General features: G+C 64.8%; 15 protein-coding genes. 8 read left to right on the top strand and 7 right to left on the bottom strand.

Annotation, left to right across the window (positions count from 1 at the left end; genetic code table 11):
* The first annotated feature begins 118 nt into the window (after positions 1-118).
* The 8 genes from hemN to QCE49_RS03460 all read left to right on the top strand — a co-directional run bounded on the left by hemN (position 119) and on the right by QCE49_RS03460 (position 9,563).
* Positions 119-1,501, top strand: coding sequence for an oxygen-independent coproporphyrinogen III oxidase (gene hemN / locus QCE49_RS03495; RefSeq protein WP_250439320.1), 1,383 nt, complete (start codon positions 119-121; stop codon positions 1,499-1,501).
* 146 nt (positions 1,502-1,647) lie between these two features.
* Positions 1,648-3,027, top strand: coding sequence for an amidase (locus QCE49_RS03490; RefSeq protein WP_250456528.1), 1,380 nt, complete (start codon positions 1,648-1,650; stop codon positions 3,025-3,027).
* Positions 3,028-3,172: 145 nt separating this feature from the next.
* A complete protein-coding gene (locus tag QCE49_RS03485; protein WP_033536679.1) occupies positions 3,173-3,691 on the top strand; it encodes a disulfide bond formation protein B in 519 nt (172 codons plus the stop codon).
* Positions 3,692-4,156: 465 nt separating this feature from the next.
* Entirely contained in the window at positions 4,157-5,182 is a 1,026-nt protein-coding gene (gene xdhC, locus QCE49_RS03480) for a xanthine dehydrogenase accessory protein XdhC (RefSeq protein WP_250456529.1), read from the top strand.
* A gap of 40 nt (positions 5,183-5,222) precedes the next feature.
* Positions 5,223-6,245 (top strand): adenosine deaminase, encoded by a 1,023-nt coding sequence (locus QCE49_RS03475; protein ID WP_008350888.1) that lies wholly within the window; start codon positions 5,223-5,225, stop codon positions 6,243-6,245.
* Positions 6,246-6,254: 9 nt separating this feature from the next.
* Positions 6,255-7,625, top strand: a complete 1,371-nt coding sequence (locus QCE49_RS03470; RefSeq protein ID WP_250456530.1) for an NCS2 family permease — start codon at positions 6,255-6,257, stop codon at positions 7,623-7,625.
* A gap of 25 nt (positions 7,626-7,650) precedes the next feature.
* Positions 7,651-8,979 carry a guanine deaminase gene (guaD, locus tag QCE49_RS03465; protein WP_309805711.1) on the top strand — a complete coding sequence of 443 codons (1,329 nt, stop codon included), beginning with the start codon at positions 7,651-7,653 and terminating at the stop codon, positions 8,977-8,979.
* A gap of 149 nt (positions 8,980-9,128) precedes the next feature.
* Complete coding sequence (locus QCE49_RS03460; protein WP_008350894.1) at positions 9,129-9,563, top strand: hypothetical protein; 435 nt, start codon at positions 9,129-9,131, stop codon at positions 9,561-9,563.
* On the opposite strand, the gene QCE49_RS03455 is transcribed toward QCE49_RS03460, so the two are convergent.
* The 7 genes from QCE49_RS03455 to QCE49_RS03425 are packed head-to-tail and all read right to left on the bottom strand — an operon-like array spanning position 9,564 to position 16,793.
* Positions 9,564-10,628 carry a 2-aminoethylphosphonate aminotransferase gene (locus QCE49_RS03455; protein ID WP_250439294.1) on the bottom strand — a complete coding sequence of 355 codons (1,065 nt, stop codon included), beginning with the start codon at positions 10,626-10,628 and terminating at the stop codon, positions 9,564-9,566.
* Entirely contained in the window at positions 10,628-11,785 is a 1,158-nt protein-coding gene (gene aepY, locus QCE49_RS03450; RefSeq protein WP_250456531.1) for a phosphonopyruvate decarboxylase, read from the bottom strand. Before aepY ends, QCE49_RS03455 begins: the two co-directional genes overlap by 1 nt.
* Positions 11,778-13,475 (bottom strand): phosphoenolpyruvate mutase, encoded by a 1,698-nt coding sequence (aepX, locus tag QCE49_RS03445; RefSeq protein WP_250456532.1) that lies wholly within the window; start codon positions 13,473-13,475, stop codon positions 11,778-11,780. Before aepX ends, aepY begins: the two co-directional genes overlap by 8 nt.
* Positions 13,472-14,248, bottom strand: a complete 777-nt coding sequence (locus tag QCE49_RS03440; protein WP_008350902.1) for an NTP transferase domain-containing protein — start codon at positions 14,246-14,248, stop codon at positions 13,472-13,474. The genes aepX and QCE49_RS03440 overlap by 4 nt, the downstream gene beginning before the upstream one ends.
* Positions 14,249-14,272: 24 nt before the next feature.
* Positions 14,273-15,289 (bottom strand): flippase-like domain-containing protein, encoded by a 1,017-nt coding sequence (locus QCE49_RS03435; protein WP_008350904.1) that lies wholly within the window; start codon positions 15,287-15,289, stop codon positions 14,273-14,275.
* Positions 15,286-16,098: a 2OG-Fe(II) oxygenase gene (locus tag QCE49_RS03430; protein WP_008350907.1), complete on the bottom strand. Its 813-nt coding sequence runs from the start codon at positions 16,096-16,098 to the stop codon at positions 15,286-15,288. The genes QCE49_RS03435 and QCE49_RS03430 overlap by 4 nt, the downstream gene beginning before the upstream one ends.
* A complete protein-coding gene (locus QCE49_RS03425) occupies positions 16,095-16,793 on the bottom strand; it encodes a CDP-alcohol phosphatidyltransferase family protein (RefSeq protein WP_008350908.1) in 699 nt (232 codons plus the stop codon). Before QCE49_RS03425 ends, QCE49_RS03430 begins: the two co-directional genes overlap by 4 nt.
* Positions 16,794-16,812 lie beyond the last annotated feature (19 nt).

Genomic DNA, 16,812 nt, shown 5'->3' with positions numbered 1-16,812 from the left:
CATTTTCTCATGCCTCTTCTTTGCGGTTCGTCAAATGCTGCCATTGGGCTGCGACCTTATCACGCAATGTTCGCGCGCATCGTCCGACTACACTCGGACGTTCCCCCCGAGGTCCGCCATGACTCCCGCCGCCCCGCTCTTTCGCCCCGACCTGCTCGCGCGCTACGACGCGCACGGTCCGCGCTACACGTCCTATCCGACCGCCGTCCAGTTCACCGATTCCTTCGACGCCGCGCACTATCGCGAAGCCGCGAGCCAGTCCAACGCGAACGCCGATCTCTCGCTCTACTTCCACATTCCGTTCTGCGACACCGTCTGCTTCTACTGCGGCTGCAACAAGGTCGCGACGAAGAATCGCGCGCACGCTCGCCCGTACCTCGATCGCATGAAGCGCGAGCTGGCGCTGCAAGCAGCGCTTTTCGATACGTCGCGCCCGGTGACGCAGCTTCACTGGGGCGGCGGCACGCCGACTTTCCTCTCGCACGACGAGATGGCCGAGCTGATGTCCGCGACGCGCGAGCACTTCAATCTCGTTTCCGACGAGCGCGCGGAATATTCGATCGAAGTCGATCCGCGCGAGGCGTCGGCGCAAACCGTCGCGTTGCTGCGCGAACTCGGCTTCAACCGCCTGAGCCTCGGCGTGCAGGACTTCGACGAACGCGTGCAGCGCGCCGTCAATCGCATTCAGCCGCGCGAAATGACCGAAACCGTGCTCGACGCCGCGCGCGCGAACGGTTTCAAGTCGGTGAGCGTCGATCTGATCTATGGCCTGCCGCATCAGAGCGTCGAAAGCTTTTCGCGCACGCTCGACGCGATCGTCGATCTGAAACCGGATCGCGTCTCCGTGTTCGGCTACGCGCACATGCCGGCACTCTTCAAGATGCAGCGGCAGATCGACGAAAGCGCGCTGCCTTCACCGGCCGTGCGTCTCGCGATTCTCGAGCGCGTGATCGGGCGCATGAGCGACGCGGGCTACGTGTACATCGGCATGGATCATTTCGCACTGCCCGGCGACGAGCTCGCGCGCGCCTTCGAAGCCGGCACGCTCCAGCGCAACTTCCAGGGCTACAGCACGCATGCGGATTGCGATCTGATCGGCATCGGCGCGTCGTCGATCGGCAAGATCGGCGATGTCTATGCGCAGAACGCCCGCGAACTCGCCGACTATGCCGCGGCAATCGACGCGGGGCGGCTCGCCATCGCGCGCGGCGTGCGCCTGTCCGCCGACGATGCACTGCGCCGCGACGTCATCATGCGTCTCATGTGCGGCGGCGAGCTGCGCTTCGACGATGTCGCGAACGCGCACGGCATCGAATTCCCCGCCGTTTTCGCCGACGAACTCGCGCGCCTCGCGCCGATGGCCGGCGATGGCCTCATCGATCTCTCGCGCGACGCGATCCGCGTGCTGCCCGCTGGCCGCATGCTGGTGCGCAACGTCGCATCGGTATTCGACCGCTATCTGGGTCAATCGAGTCTGCGGCGCTTCTCGCGCACGATCTGAGCGGTGTTCGATCGGCGTCGGTGGCTTAGAATGACAGCCACCTTGGACGCCCCGGCTTTCGGCTGCGGCGTCCATCCACTCACTGCCGATGCGAAGCGCCGGGCATTGCCGGCTTCTCGCAGACGGCGACGCCACTGCCCGACGCCATGCCGACCACTTCGCCGCAGTTCGCCCCTCTCGCCCAACTCGCCGCCGATCTGAAAAGCGGCCGCACGACGAGCCGCGCGCTCGTCGAGACGGCGCTCGAACGGATCGCCGACCCGGCGGGCCAGGGCTCGACTGTTTTCCTGCATGTCGATGCCGATCACGCACGCGCCGCCGCCGATGCGCACGACGCGCTGCGCCGCGCCGGGACCGTGCTCTCGCCGCTCGCGGGCATTCCTGTGTCGATCAAAGATCTCTTCGATGTCGAAGGCCAGGTGACGCGCGCCGGCTCGAAGGCGCTCGCCGACAACGCGCCCGCCAGCGCCGACGCCGTGACCGTCGCGCGCCTGCGCCGTGCGGGCGCGGTGATCGTCGGGCGCACCAACATGAGCGAGTTCGCGTTCTCGGGCCTCGGGCTCAATCCGCATTACGGCACGCCGCGCTCGCCGTGGCGCGCGAACGAGCCGGGCGACGCGCGCATCGCGGGCGGCTCGTCGTCGGGCGCGGCGGCATCGGTCGCCGATGGCATGGCAGCCGTCGCGCTCGGCACCGACACCGGCGGCTCGATCCGCATTCCGGCCGCGCTGTGCGGCCTCACCGGCTTCAAGCCGACCGCGAGCCGCATCCCGAAGCAAGGCGGCGTGCCGCTGTCGAAAACGCTCGATTCGTTCGGTCCGATCGGCGTGTCGGTCGCATGCTGCGCGCTCGTCGACCGGATTCTCGCGGGGCGCGATCCCGGCGTGCCCGCGACGCGCCCGCTCGAAGGCGTGCGCCTCGGCGTGCTGACGAACTACGTCACCGATGGCGTCGAGGCGAGCGTCGCCAGCGCCGTCGCCGCGGCCGTCAATCATCTCGCGGCGGCCGGCGCGCTCGTGGAAGACGTGCGCTTTGCGCCGCTCGATCGTCTGCCGGAGATCAATCGCTATCCGCTCGTCGCGATCGAAGCGTATGCGTGGCATCGCAAGCTGATGGCCGAGCGCGGCGCCGATTACGATCCGCGCGTGCTGGCGCGCCTGCAACGCGCCGAAGCGGCGAGCGCGGCGGATTACATCGACTTGTGCGAGGCGCGCGCCGCGATGATCGAAGCCGCGCGCACGACGCTCTGGCAACGTTTCGACGCGATTCTCTGCCCGACGGTGCCGGTGCTGCCGCCGCGCATCGCCGATCTCGAATCGGATGACGACGCCTTCACGCGCACCAACGCGCTGATCCTGCGCAATCCGACCGCGTTCAATTTTCTCGATGCCTGCGCGCTCTCGCTCCCCTGCCATCCGCGCGGCGAGGCGCCCGTCGGCCTGATGCTCGCGGGCGCGCCGAACTCCGACGACACGTTGCTGTCGATCGGACGGGCGGTCGAAGCGGTGCTGGAAACGACGCGCTGAACGGGCCGGGAAACTCGGCCAATCGTCGCGGCTGATTTTGCGCACCGGGCGTTCGCGCTAGAATTCCCCGCGATCCCCGCGCAACTCAGGTGCTTCCTTCTCGAATCGTTGCGAAATAATGAACAACTCTTTACATCACTTCACGATGCATCAGGACGACCGGGTGATGCGCCGCGAGCGCCGCCTGCTCGTGCTGCTCGGTTTGGTCAGTCTCGGTCTCGTCGGCGGTGCGCTGTATCTGCAGTTCTTCCATAACGAAGATCCCTGCCCGCTTTGCATCATCCAGCGCTATTTCTTCGTGCTGATCGCGATCTTCGCGTTTCTCGGCGCGGCATTCCGCAACTGGCGCGGCATTGCGCTTTTAGAGACGCTGGTCGCGATTTCGGCGCTCGGCGGTCTCATCACCGCGATTCGCCACGTCTATGTGCAGTCGCATCCCGGCTTCAGTTGCGGCTTCGACGCGCTGCAACCGATCGTCGACGGCCTGCCGCCCGCAAGCTGGCTGCCGCAAGTGTTCAAGGTCGCCGGTCTGTGCGAAACGCCGTATCCGCCGATCCTCGGACTCTCGCTGCCGCAGTGGTCGCTGATCGCGTTCGCGCTGATCTTCGTGCTCGTCGCGGCCAGCCTGCGATTCAAGCGCAAACTGCGCTCGACCGTCCGGTAATGTGTTCCGGGCGGCCGTCCGCGCCGCCCGTCCTTCCCCGCTTCATCGCGCTTTGCGCGCTTTCTCTTTCCCGCATCAGCGCATCCGCATAATCTTGATACGTCTGCCGCAATGTTTTTGAGATATTGCGGTGTTAAGGTCGTGTCTGGATGGCGATCTACGTGCGCGCAGTCCGCTTCGCTCAAAGGCAACCGGTTTTTTTCACGGTAACGCATGAAACGAACGGAAACCGCGTAACGCGCGCCCGGTCCGCAATGTCTTCCTGAATCATGACAACGCAAACCATCCGCTTCCCTTCGGCTCTGCGCCCTATTCCTATGCGCTCGCACGCGTTTGCGTGTGCGCGCTTTTCCCGCTTTTCTCTCGCTGGCCGATGGGATGTCCATCGCCCGGTAAACTAGCGTCTGCGACGACGCAAATCCGGGCAAACCCCGCACAAACCCGATCACTTCCGGAGCTCACTCGATGCAAGTTTGGCTGAACGACCTGCAACACCTGCTCGCGCACGGCGACGCCGTCGTGCTCGTGACGGTCGCGCGTGTCGAAGGCTCCGCGCCGCGCGAGCCGGGCACGAAGATGATCGTCACCCGCGAGGACGCGCGCTACACGATCGGCGGCGGCCATCTGGAATGGAAGGCCATCGAAACCGCACGGCAAGTGCTGAAGGACGGCATGCGCAGCCCGCGCATGCGCAGACTCGAGCGTTTCGCGCTCGGCCCGAGCCTCGGCCAGTGCTGCGGCGGCGCCGTCGTGCTCGCATTCGAGCGGCTCGACGTCGCGGATCTGAACTGGGTGACGACGCTCGGCAAGCGCACCGCGCAAGGTTTATCGACCGTGCGCAGCGTTTCCTTCGCGCCGGATCCCGAGCTTCGCGATGCGGTGATGCTCTCCGATCCCGAACCGGGCGCGACCGACGCCGACTGCCTGCTGTGGGACGGCGCCGGTTTCGACGAGCGCGGCGCGCTTTTGACCGAGACCATCGCGCCGAACGACTTTCAGGTCGTGCTGTTCGGCGCGGGCCATGTCGGGGCAGCGCTCGTGCGCGTGCTCGCGACGCTGCCGTGTCACGTGACCTGGGTGGACGAGCGCCATGCGGCATTTCCCGCACCGCAGTTCGTGCCCGATAACGTGACGATCGAGCCGACCGACGCGCCCGACGAAGCTGTCGATAATGCGCCGCCCAACGCGTACTTCATCGTGATGACGCACAACCACACGGTGGATCTCGCCCTGGCCGAATGCATCCTGCGGCGCGGCGACTTTGCGTTCTTCGGCATGATCGGCTCGTTCACGAAGAAGAAGCAGTTCGAGCATCGGCTCGCGGCGCGCGGCATCGACCCGGCGCGCATCGCGCGGATGGTGTGTCCGATCGGCATCGACGGCATCGTCGACAAAGCGCCCGAAGTGATCGCCGTTGCAGCGGCAGCCCAACTGCTGCAGGCGGTCGAAGCCAACGCTTCGAGCCATGCGTCGTCGCAACAGACCGCCTGACCCACAGGCGAACTTGTAGCCCCAAAACTCAAAAGCCCAAATGAATCCCACACTCGCCGACAAGATTGCGCACGCGCCGAAAGCCGAGTTGCATATCCATATCGAAGGGTCGCTAGAGCCGGAACTGATCTTCGCGCTCGCGAAGCGCAATAACGTGAAGCTCGCGTACGACTCGATCGATGCGCTTCGCGCGGCTTACGCGTTCACCGACTTGCAGTCGTTTCTCGACATCTACTATGCGGGCGCGAGCGTGCTGCTCACGGAGCAGGATTTCTACGACATGACGATGGCCTACGTCGAACGCGCACTCGCGGATCACGTCGTGCATGCGGAAATCTTCTTCGATCCGCAAACGCACACGGAACGCGGCGTGCCGATCGAAACGGTCGTCGCGGGCATCGACGCCGCGCTCGCGGAAGGCGAAAAGCGCGGCTTGTCGAGCAAGCTGATTCTCTGCTTCCTGCGCCATCTGTCCGAAGACGACGCGCTCGCCACCTTCGACAGCGCGTTGCCGCTGTTCGACAAGTACGCACATCGGCTGATCGGCGTCGGGCTGGATTCGTCGGAACGCGGCCATCCGCCGTCGAAATTCGAGCGCGTGTTCGCGAAAGCGCGCGAACGCGGTCTGAAGCTCGTCGCGCATGCGGGCGAAGAAGGACCGCCGTCGTATGTCTACGAAGCGCTCGATCTGCTGAAAGTGGATCGCGTCGATCACGGCGTGCGCAGCATCGAGGACGCGGCGCTCGTCGCGCGTCTCGCCGATGCGCGCATCGCATTGACGGTGTGCCCGCTCTCGAACATCAAGCTCTGCGTATTCGACGACATGACGAAGCACACGCTGAAGGATCTGCTCGATCAGGGCGTCGCGGTGATGATCAATTCCGACGATCCGGCGTACTTCGGCGGCTACGTCAACGCGAATTACTTCGCGATCGTCGATGCGTTGAAGCTCACCGATCACGAGGTCTACACGCTGCTGAAAAACAGCCTCGAAGCCTCGTTCGTCACCGAAGAAGAACGCGACGCGATGGTCGCGCGCCTGGATCAGCACTGGAAGCAGTAAGCAAGCACGATGCAAACAACCGCAACAACACAACAAGACAGCACCGCGCTCGAACGATTCTTCGGCATTCGCGCGGCCGGCTCGCGCACGAAGACGGAAATCGTCGCGGGCATCACGACGTTCCTCACGGCGATGTACATCATCGTCGTCAATCCGGGCATTTTGTCGGCGGCGGGCGTGCCGTTTCCGGCGGCGCTCACCGCCACGGTCATCGTCAGCTTTCTCGGCAGCTGCGCGATGGGCCTGTATGCGCGCAATCCGGTGCTCGTCGCGCCCGGCATGGGCATGAACGCGCTTTTTGCGTTCGTCATGGTTCACGGCGGCAAGATGCCGTGGCAGACCGCGCTCGGCTGCGTGTTCTGGTCCGGCGTGATCTTCGCGATTCTCGCGGCGTTCAACGCGCGCAAGCTCGTCGTCGATGCGATTCCCGCGAATCTGCGGCACGCGGTCTCGTGCGGCATCGGACTCTTCATCAGCCTGATCGGGCTCGTGAACGCGAAGTTCGTCGTCGGCGATCCGGTGACGATCGTGCATTCGGCGTCGCTCAATCCGGTGGTCGTCACGTTTCTGATCGGCCTCGCCGTCACGACGATTCTCGTCGCGCGCAAGGTCACGGGCGCGCTGATGCTCGGCATCGTGTTCACGACGATCATCGCGATTCCGATCGGCCGCTTCTACGGCGACGGCACCGCCTACTGGCCCGCCGCCATCGCCACGAAAACGCTCGTCAACTGGAACGGCCTCTTCGCCGCGCCGGACTTTTCGGCGCTCGGGCAGCTCGATCTGATGGGCTCGCTGAAGGTCATCTACTGGCCGTTCATCTTCGTGATGCTGTTCACGTCGTTCTTCGACGCGCTGTCCACGTTCATGGCGATTTCGGAAGCCGGCAAGCTCTACGACAAGGACGGCAATCCGCGCAACATCCGCCAATCGATGATGGTCGACTCCTTCTCCGCGCTCATTTCCGCGCCGCTCGGCACGAGCCCGGCGAACGCGTACATCGAATCGGCGGCGGGCATTTCGGCGGGCGGACGCACGGGTCTCGTCGCGGTCGTCGCCGGATTGTGCTTCCTGCCGTTCCTGTTCCTTTCGCCGCTCCTGTCGCTCGTGCCGGCGATCGCGACCGCGCCCGCGCTCGTGCTCGTCGGCGTGTTCATGATGGAAGCGATCACGAAGATCGAATGGCATCGCTTCGACGAAGCCATTCCCGCGTTCCTCGCGATGATCCTGATCCCGCTGACGTACTCGATCACCGATGGCGTCGCGTACGGCTTTCTCGCGTTCGTCGTGCTGAAGTCGGCGACCGGGCGCGCGCGTGAGATCAAGCCGGCGATGTGGATCATCGCGGCTTTCTCGTTAGTCCTGCTTTCGCAGCTTTGAAAATCAGTTACGGAGACGTTGCACCATGACTCAGACCGCCTACCGCGCCCAATTGCTGACCTTTCGCGAGGACCCCGCGCATGCCGCCGACGGCGCGGTGTACGAGGCCGATGGCCTCCTCGTCGTCGATGACGGCAAAGTGGTCGCGGCAGGCGCGTATGCGTCGCTGCGCGACACGCTCGCCGCCGACGCGACCGTCCACACGATGCGCGACAAGCTGATCGTGCCGGGTTTCATCGACTCGCACATCCACTATCCGCAGACGGACATGATCGCGTCGCCCGCGCCGGGCCTTTTGCCGTGGCTCAACACGTACACGTTTCCGACCGAGCGCGGCTTCGAGAATCCCGCCGTGGCGCGCGAGACGGCGAGCTTTTTCATCGACGAGCTGCTCGCGTGCGGCACGACGACCGCGCTCGTCTACTGCACGGTTCACAAGCAATCCGCCGATGCGTTCTTCACTGAAAGCGAAGCGCGCGGCACGCGCATGATCGCGGGCAAGGTGCTGATGGACCGCAACTGCCCCGAGTTTCTGCGCGACACGGCGCAATCCGGCTACGACGACAGCGCCGAACTCATCGCGCGCTGGCACGGGCGCGGCCGTCAGCAGTACGCGCTGACGCCGCGTTTCGCGCCGACATCGACAGAAGCGCAGCTCGAAGCATGCGGCGTGCTCGCGCAGAAGCACAACGACGTGTTCATCCAGACGCACGTCGCGGAAAACACCGACGAGATCAAATGGGTCGAGAGCCTGTTTCCGGGACATCGCAGCTATCTCGACATTTACGATCACTACGGCTTGCTGCGTCGCCGCGCGGTGTACGGCCACTGCATCCATCTCGACGACAAGGACCGCGCGCGCATGGCGGAAACGGGCTCGGTTGCATCGCACTGCCCGACTTCGAACCTCGTCCTCGGCAGCGGCTTGTTTGATTTCGAGAAAGCTGGCGAGTCAAACATGCCGGTCGCGCTCGCGACGGATGTCGGCGGCGGCACGTCCTTTTCCATGCTTCAGACGATGGGCGCCGCGCACAAGATCGCGCGTCTCACCGGCCATCATCTGACCGCGACGCGCATGTTCTGGCTCGCGACGACAGGCGCCGCGCAAGTGCTCGAACTCGACGACAGGATCGGCACGCTCGCGCCCGGCAGCGAGGCGGATTTCGTCGTGCTCGATCCGAACTCGACGCCGCTGCTCGCGCGCCGGACGTCGCGCACCGAATCACTGGAAGAACTGCTGTTCGCGTTCGCGCTGCTCGGCGACGATCGCGCGGTCTTCGAGACCTACGCGGCTGGCAAGCGCGTGCACGCGCGCGACACGCGCAACACGGCGAAGCTGGAACTGGCGGCCTGACGCGTTCAGGAATCCGCGCAACCGACGCCCTTCCTTCGAAGGGCGTTTTTGTATGTAGCGTCACGCAAACCGCGACGATCCACTCGACGGAATGAGCACTTTTGTTGCAATCTCGTTAAAGTGCTGGCTGTTACGTTCGCTGCTTCGCCATGATCGCTGCCCGACTCGTTCGCTTTGTTCTGCCGATGACGCTCGCGTCGCTGGCCGCGCTCGCCCACGCGGAAGCGCTCGATGCGCAACTCGATTGCAAGTCGACGCCGCACGCTTTCATCGCGCCGCTGCAAGAAAACAATTTGCTGGAAAAGAAGCCGATGCGCGTCGAGCCGAACTCGATCAACGCGTTCCGCGCGGCGAAAGGCGCGACGCTGACGGCATATGGATTCAAGGTCTACGCGCTGGTGGCGTATCAGAAGGACGATCCGCTCTTCAGGCAGGGCAAGGGCGAGCCGATCGGGGATGCGGCATACGGCGCGGTCGTCTGGGGCGGCGACGCCGAAGTCGAGCAGAAAGTGCGCGCGGCGGGCAGCGACGCGGTCGTGCGCCACGTCGCGCCCTTCATCACGGCGATTTTCTGCAAGCTGTAATCAGCGCAGCAGCGTCACGAACGACGAAATCAGGCGATCCATGTCGTTCGCGTCGAGCGCGCCCATCGTCGAGATGCGGAACAGTTCCTTCGACAGGCCGCCCTGCCCCGCATAAATCACGAAGCCCTTCGCCTTGAGCGCGTCGTGCAGCGTTTCATACGTGACGCCCTTCGGCAGCCGATACGCACGCAACACCACCGACGACTCTTCCGGCGGCAACGCGCTCTCGATGCCGAGCGCAGCCAGCCCCGCGCGCACCTGTTCGGCGAGCTTCGCATAACGCTGATGCCGCGCGCGCCAGCCGCCTTCTTCCTCGAACTCGCGCAGCGCCTCGACGAGCGCGTAATACGCATGCACCGACGGCGTGAACGGCGTGTTGCGCTCGTCCTGCAGCTTCGCGAGACGCGCGATGCCGAGGTAATAGTTGCGGCTCGCGGCCTGCGCCAGCGCATCGCGACGCGCGATGACGAACGCCGCGCCCGGCACGCCGTGCAGGCACTTGTTCGCGGTCGCGGCAATCGCGGCGATGCCGCCGCCCGCGAAATCGATCGCTTCGGCGCCGAAGCTGCTCACCGCGTCGAGCAACAGACCGACGCCGCGTTCCTTGCACGCGCGCGAAAGCTGATCGATCGCGTTCAGGCGGCCGGTCGTCGTTTCGTGATGAATGATCGCGACATTGCTGAACTTCTTCGTGTCGAGCAGGCCGACGATCGCGTCGATGTCCGGCGCCTGCATCCACTCGTATTTGACGACCTCGTGATCGATCCCGTACTGCTTCGCGATCTGCGCGATGCGATCGCCATACACGCCGTTTTCCACGATGAGCAGCCGCCCGCCCTCCGGCACGAGCCCGGCGATCATGCTTTCGACCGCTGCGGTGCCCGAACCGGTCATCAGCACGGCGCTCCACACGGCCGGATCGAGCGCGTAAGCGGCGACGAGACGCTCGCGCGCTTCGTCCTGCAGATCGAAGAACTCCGGCTCGCGATGGCACAAGTCGGTTTGCAGCAGGCTCTTGCGCACGCGTTCGCTCAGCGTGACAGGGCCCGGATTGAGCAGCAGCATCAACGGCCTCCTATGTGTTGTTGCAGGCGCGCGCGTACATCCTCGGGCGTGATTTTCGGACGAGGCAAGTCGGCGGACGTGCCGGTTCTGATCGACAGCCGCGCGAAACGCACGCCGCCGACATCTTTCGCTTCGAAGAGACGATCGATCACGCCGATGTCGTCGCCGTCGAGCGCGAGCGCATAGCCGCACGCCGATGCGATCGACGCGAAATCGACTTCGCGCGACACCGTCGCCTGGCCGCCGGTCGATTCGTGCGCGCCGTTGTCGAGCAGCAGGTGAACGAGATTCGACGGGCCGTATGCGCCGAGCGTCGCGAACGCGCCCATCCGCATGAGCGCGGCGCCGTCGCCATCGAGCGCGACGACGGTCAGATCCGGACGCGAGAGCGCGAGGCCGAGCGCCATCGGCGTGACGCAGCCCATCGAGCCGACGAGATAGAGCTGATTCTCGCGGTCGTCGATCGCGTACAGCTCACGTCCGCAAAAACCGGTCGATGCGAGCACGACCGTCGCATCCTTCGGCGTCTTCGCGATGACCTTTTGCAGCGCGTCGTGGCGCGTCACGCGCTCGCCTTCGAAGCGCTGCACGCTCGCCGGATTCGCATTGACGCGCACGCCGGACAAGCCGGTTTTCTTCAGCTCGTAAGGCGCGACGCTGCCCTTTTGCATCACGAGCGCGTACGGCCGGCCCGTGCGGTCCATGTAGTCGGTCGCGCGATCGAGCGCCGGGCCGATCTCGCCGGCTTCCGTGGGGAACAGCTCCCACGGGATTTCCATCGTCTCGAGCATCTGCGGCGTGATGGGGCCCATCAGCGCGTGCTGCGGCTCGTCGTGGACGCCCGGCTGGCCGCGCCACGTGACGATCAGCAATTGCGGCAGACGGAAGGTCCACGTGAGCGACGTCAGCGGGCTTACGGCATTGCCGAGACCGGAGTTCTGCATCATCGCGATGCCGCGACGCTTCTTCCCGCCGCCCAACGCGACGCCGGCGATCAGCGCGACCGCGTCGCCTTCGTTCGCCGCCGACACGTAATGCAGTGATTCGTCCTGCAACACGTAGTTGATGAACGGAGTCAGAAACGAGCACGGCACGCCTGCATACCAGTCGAAGCCTCGCTCGCGCGCCGCCTCGACAAACTGGGCGGCCTCAATCACGCGCGTTCTCCGTGCTTTCCGAGCCGATCGGCGTCTGACCGTGCGCGAAATCGCCCGCGCGACGGAAATCGTCGAGATCGTTCACGCCGCGCCAGTGGCCGTGCACGTATTGCACTTCGATTTTCTGGCCATCGGCGATCAGCGCGTTGAGAAGCGCGGCCGTGTCGAGCGTGTCGAAATCGGCGCGTTGCTGCAGCGTGCCGAGCGTTGCGAGCAGGCGTTCGCGCGCAGCGGCGCGCACCTTGACGAGGCCCATCCAGCGGCCTTGCGGCGCGCGTCCATCGGCGATCGTCTGGCCCGCGCCGACCACGCTTTCGAGCCACACTTTCTGGCCGAAGAGCGCGCGGTCGTCAGCGGTCGAGCAGTACGCGAAATCGGTTGCCGCCGCGCCCGCCTGTAGCGTCTGCGACGAATCGACGACCACGCAGAAGTCGCTGTCCGACTCGACCAGATCGCGCAGGATGTAGCTGCGGAACAGCAGGTCGCCGTAGGAAATCACAGTGTCGCCGTTCATGTGCTGGACGGCGCACGCGAGCGACGCAAGTTCGCCCGTGCTTTCGTGCTTCTCGTTGACGACGAGGCGGATGCCGCCCTTCTCGATCGCATCGGCGCGATATCCGCCGACCACGGTGATGTCGTTGATGCTTTCCTTCTTGAACGCCTCGACGAGATGGCGCAGCAGCGGCTTGCCGGCGACCGGCAGCATCACCTTCGGACGCGCTTCGGTCAGCGCTTCGAGGCCCGCGCCGCGGCTCGCGGCGAGCACGATCGCGCTGCGCTTCTCGTTGGCCGCGCTCAGGTAGATGTTCTCGGCGGCGGAATATTCGTCCGCGTCCTGCAGACGGAAAATCTCGTTCACCGACGCGATGCGGTCCTCGACGTTGACGAGCGTCTCGCTGTCGTGGATTTCCTTCGCGATCGCCTGCATCGCCGAAACCGAGCCGCGAATCAGATGATTCGCCCAGATCACGCAGCTGATGCCCGCCTGACGGAACGCATCGGTGGGCGTGCTGTAGTACTTCGTCGGCACGATGACGAGCGGACCGCGCCCCGCCCATTCGCGCGCGAACGTGAGGATTTCGTCGGGCTTCGAGAGCTTGCTGTGGATGAGAATCGCATCCGCGCCCGCCTGGCGATACGCTTCGGCGCGCTTCAGCGCCTCTTCCATGCCCCAGCCGGCGATCAGCGCTTCCACGCGCGCGACGATCGAAAAATTCGGATCGCTTTGCGAATCCTTGCCCGCCTTGATCTTGCCGCAGAACTCGTCGATATCCGCGAGCGGCTGCGCTTCGCCGTTGATGAAGCTGTTGGTCTTCGGAAACTGCTTGTCCTCGATGCACACGCCCGCGATGCCGCGTTGCTCGAGCTTGCGCACGAGACGCCGCACGTTGTTGAAGTTGCCGTAGCCGGTATCGCCGTCGAGCAGGATCGGCAGATCGCTTGCGTCGGCCATGAATTCGAGGTTGTCGACGACCTGCGTCCAGCTCGCTTCGTTGTTGTCGCGCACGCCGAATTGCGCGGAGATCGACAGGCCCGAGCCCCAGATCGCCTTGAAGCCGGCTTCCTTCGCGATGCGCGCCGAAATGCCGTTGTGCGCTTCCATCAGGAATTCGAGGCGGTTGCTTTGCAGCATTTCGCGCAGGCGCAGCGTGCGCGAGTAGCCAACCGGGATTTGCGTGGGTGCGTTCATTGTTGCGAGGCTCCTGCAAACTGACGCAGCGCGTTGAGCGACGGCAATACTTCGTCCGCGGCGCGCTTCACGTCGTTCTGAAAATCGATTTCGATCCACGGCGCGCCGGTCACATCGGCGATATCGAACGCGTGGGACTTTTCCAGCAACAGGTCGCGCACCGCTTCTTCGTGCGGCATCTTCGCGCGGCCCGTCGCGACATAATCGGCGCAGATTTCGGCGAGGCGCGTGGCCGTCGCGTGATCGAAGCGGAAGAAGCCGACGGATTCGCCGATCGTGTCGTACTTCAGCCCCGCCGCGACCTGCTTGCGCAGTTCGACCGGCACGCCGTTCTCGACGCACAGCTTCACCGGCTCGTCGCCGGCTTCGAAATCGCGATCGATCAGCAGACGATTCAACGAGCCGCCCGCGACGAGCGGCTCGAAGATGCGTTCGTCGTAGAGCACGTCGGCGTCCATCAGGAGGACGTCGCCGCCGCGCGTCATCGCGTCGCGCGCGGTGTGCACGGACAGCACGCTGCCGAGCGTGAATTCGTCGTTGACGACGATTTCCGTCTTCGGCTTCCAGTCGATCGCCGCAAGCTCCGCCTCGATCTGCTCGCTCTTGAAGCCGGTCACGAAGACGACTTCATCGACGTTCGCGGCTTTCAGAAAGTGCAGATGGCGTTCGAGCAACGATGCATCACCAAAGCGCAGCAGACACTTCGGCTTTTGCTGGCCTTCGGGCTGAACGAGGCGCAAGCCCATCCCGGCCGCAAGAATAATTGCGCGCATGCTTGTGTTCCCTTCGTGGGTGGGTCAGTCGATATCCGGCACGCGCGCGAGACGGCGGCGCTGCCAGCCTTTTTCAACGAAATGCAGATAGACGATGCCCGGCACGCCGAGCAGCAGTTCGCGCGCGCGCTTCGCAAGCGACAGCGCGAGCGCCGCTTCCGGCGGCAAGCCGACCAGACGCGCAAGCAGCAGATAGCCGCCTTCCTGCACGCCGAGCGAGCCGGGAATGGCGAAGGCCGCACCGCGAATCGCCTGGCCGAGACTTTCGAGCAGCAACGCTTCCGCCCAGCCGACCGGATGGCCGAGCAGATGCAGCGCAAGCCACACTTCGCCCGTGCCGACGATCCAGCCGACGAGACTCAGCCCGAAGCTCGCCGCGACCTTGCCGCGCTCGCGATACATCTCGTGGACGGCGGCGTCGACGGCTTCGGCGCGCGTGACGAGCGACGACCAGTCGCGCTTCGCCGAGAACTTCGCGGCGATGCCGGACGCAAAGCGCATCGCGCGGCCGAAGAGACCGCGCCGCTGCGCGAGATAGAAACCGAAGATCATCAGACCGATCACGCCGATCACCGCGAGCACGGCGATCGTGACCGTCGATGACGAGCCGCCCGCCGCATAGCCTGTCAGCAGCACGACGCCGATCAGCGCGAAGATCAGTTGCGCGACGGTCTGCATCGTCGTGCTGACGGTGATGACCGCGGCCGCGTCGCGCGCGCGCATGCCGCGCTGCGCGAGATAGCGGACCATCAGCATCGGCCCGCCGATCTGGCCCGCGGGCATCAGGCTATTGACCGATTCGCCGGCCCAGCGCGCGAGCAAGGCGTCGCGCAGGGACACGTCGCGTTCCTTGCTGGAGAAGAGCACGCTGATCGCGCCGGCATCGACGACGAGCGGCACGAAGTGAAACGCCGCGACCGCGATCAATCCCCAGCCCGCCGCGGCCAGCGTCGATGCAACCGAACCGAAGCCTTGCCAGCCGAGCAGCGCGATGAACAGCACCACGCCGACCGACAGCAGGAATGTGCCCGCGCGGCTCATGCCTGTCCGTTCTTGCCGCCCTTGCGGCGAAAGACCTGCCTGAATCCGAAATACGCGATCGAGTCTTTCATGTTCGAGATGAAGCGCTGAAACGGACGCATATTCGGGTTCGTCACGTACTCGAACGTGAGCGACACGCGCATCTCGTTTTCGCCGAGCGGCGTGACGCGATGGCGCAGCTTGTCGCCGTCGAAAAACACGAACGCGCCGGGCGGATATTGCACGGAGCCCGGCTGATCGGGAACCGCCGGATTCTTCGTGTGCAGTTCGTAATCGAGCTTGCAGGACGAATCGTCGATCACGCCGAGCAGGAGCGTGTAGCGGCGGCCATCGTAATACGACGTGTCGTAATGCCAGCCGATGTGGTCGCCGGGCTTCGTGTAAAAGTAAAGCGCGTAGGCGTGAGGATCGTCCTCCGGCGAGAGTTGCAGCTTGTCGCCGGTGATCGATTCCAGCCACTTGATGAGCGCTTCCGATCGATACAGGTCGGCGATGAACGGCGCGAGCTTGTCGAGCGTGTGACGGCTCACGCTGCCGCCCGCCTTGTGCCCCGGCAGATAGTTGCGGTTCACGGACGGCATCACGTCGTGCACGGCGGCGATCAGCCGCTCGGTGTAGTCGCGCGGCAGGAAGTCTTCGATATAGAGAAACGAGCCTTGCTGGCCGTACTCGTCGCGCAGCTTCGGCGTCTGCAGCGCGGCGAGGCGCGCGTTCATCGTCGAATCGATATCGCGCTTCGACGGGCGCGCGGTCGTCGCCGTCTGCGCCGGTTGTGTCAGCGTGCTCTCCGGAGTTGCCGTATCGCTCATCTCACCGCCTGGAAATCTTTGTCGTCTTTTGCATGCGTGGCCTGCGCGCGGCGTTTCGTCTGCGCGACGACGCGCTGATAGTCCACCGCCACATAAATGGCGAAGAGCGGCGCGCCGATCGCCGCGGCGATCAGAAACGGCGTCATGCCGTTCAGAATGGTCACGAGCGGAAGCAGATACAGCACGTCTTCCGTTTCGAATCCGGCCAACGACGCCTGTTTCGTGCCCGACTTGCCGATCATCGATTCGATACGCATGCGCAGGAAAAAGATCAGCGCAACCGCCACGCCCGCCATGCCGCCGAGCCATTGGGCGGGCACGATCATCGACGGATGATGAACGGCCACGTAAAACCCGATGCCGAGGAACAGCAGCACGGTCACGAGCGCATCGCACGCGAGATCGTAGAAATGGCCGATCTTGCTCGACTGGCCGCTGATGCGCGCGAGTTCGCCGTCGGTGTGATCGACGAAATTCGACAGCGCGATGAGAAGCGCGCCGAGCGTGCACATCCAGAACTGGCCGAGCGACAGATACCACGCTCCAGCCAAGCCGATGGCGAGGCGCAGCGTGGTCAGATGGTTGGGCGTTACCGGCGTGCCGACGAGCGGCGTGACGAGACGGCGTGCGAGCCGCGCATCCCATGTGGTGGGCTCGGGAACGGCTTCAGGATTGGGCGGACACGATTTTGTCATCCCGGGAATATATCGCTAA

This window comes from Caballeronia sp. LZ008 (assembly GCF_031451435.1).
Taxonomy (GTDB): Bacteria; Pseudomonadota; Gammaproteobacteria; order Burkholderiales; family Burkholderiaceae; genus Caballeronia; species Caballeronia zhejiangensis.
This window is presented reverse-complemented; position numbering and strand designations above follow the sequence as displayed.

Bases quoted from the DNA above. Each gene is read 5' to 3' on its own strand.
- QCE49_RS03485 (WP_033536679.1), top strand. From the start codon at position 3,173: ATGCATCAGGACGACCGGGTGATGCGCCGCGAGCGCCGCCTGCTCGTG.
- QCE49_RS03435 (WP_008350904.1), bottom strand. From the start codon at position 15,289: ATGAGCCGCGCGGGCACATTCCTGCTGTCGGTCGGCGTGGTGCTGTTC.
- aepX (WP_250456532.1), bottom strand. From the start codon at position 13,475: ATGAACGCACCCACGCAAATCCCGGTTGGCTACTCGCGCACGCTGCGC.
- QCE49_RS03440 (WP_008350902.1), bottom strand. From the start codon at position 14,248: ATGCGCGCAATTATTCTTGCGGCCGGGATGGGCTTGCGCCTCGTTCAG.
- QCE49_RS03475 (WP_008350888.1), top strand. From the start codon at position 5,223: ATGAATCCCACACTCGCCGACAAGATTGCGCACGCGCCGAAAGCCGAG.
- QCE49_RS03490 (WP_250456528.1), top strand. From the start codon at position 1,648: ATGCCGACCACTTCGCCGCAGTTCGCCCCTCTCGCCCAACTCGCCGCC.
- hemN (WP_250439320.1), top strand. From the start codon at position 119: ATGACTCCCGCCGCCCCGCTCTTTCGCCCCGACCTGCTCGCGCGCTAC.
- QCE49_RS03430 (WP_008350907.1), bottom strand. From the start codon at position 16,098: ATGAGCGATACGGCAACTCCGGAGAGCACGCTGACACAACCGGCGCAG.
- guaD (WP_309805711.1), top strand. From the start codon at position 7,651: ATGACTCAGACCGCCTACCGCGCCCAATTGCTGACCTTTCGCGAGGAC.
- QCE49_RS03460 (WP_008350894.1), top strand. From the start codon at position 9,129: ATGATCGCTGCCCGACTCGTTCGCTTTGTTCTGCCGATGACGCTCGCG.
- QCE49_RS03425 (WP_008350908.1), bottom strand. From the start codon at position 16,793: ATGACAAAATCGTGTCCGCCCAATCCTGAAGCCGTTCCCGAGCCCACC.
- QCE49_RS03470 (WP_250456530.1), top strand. From the start codon at position 6,255: ATGCAAACAACCGCAACAACACAACAAGACAGCACCGCGCTCGAACGA.
- xdhC (WP_250456529.1), top strand. From the start codon at position 4,157: ATGCAAGTTTGGCTGAACGACCTGCAACACCTGCTCGCGCACGGCGAC.
- QCE49_RS03455 (WP_250439294.1), bottom strand. From the start codon at position 10,628: ATGCTGCTGCTCAATCCGGGCCCTGTCACGCTGAGCGAACGCGTGCGC.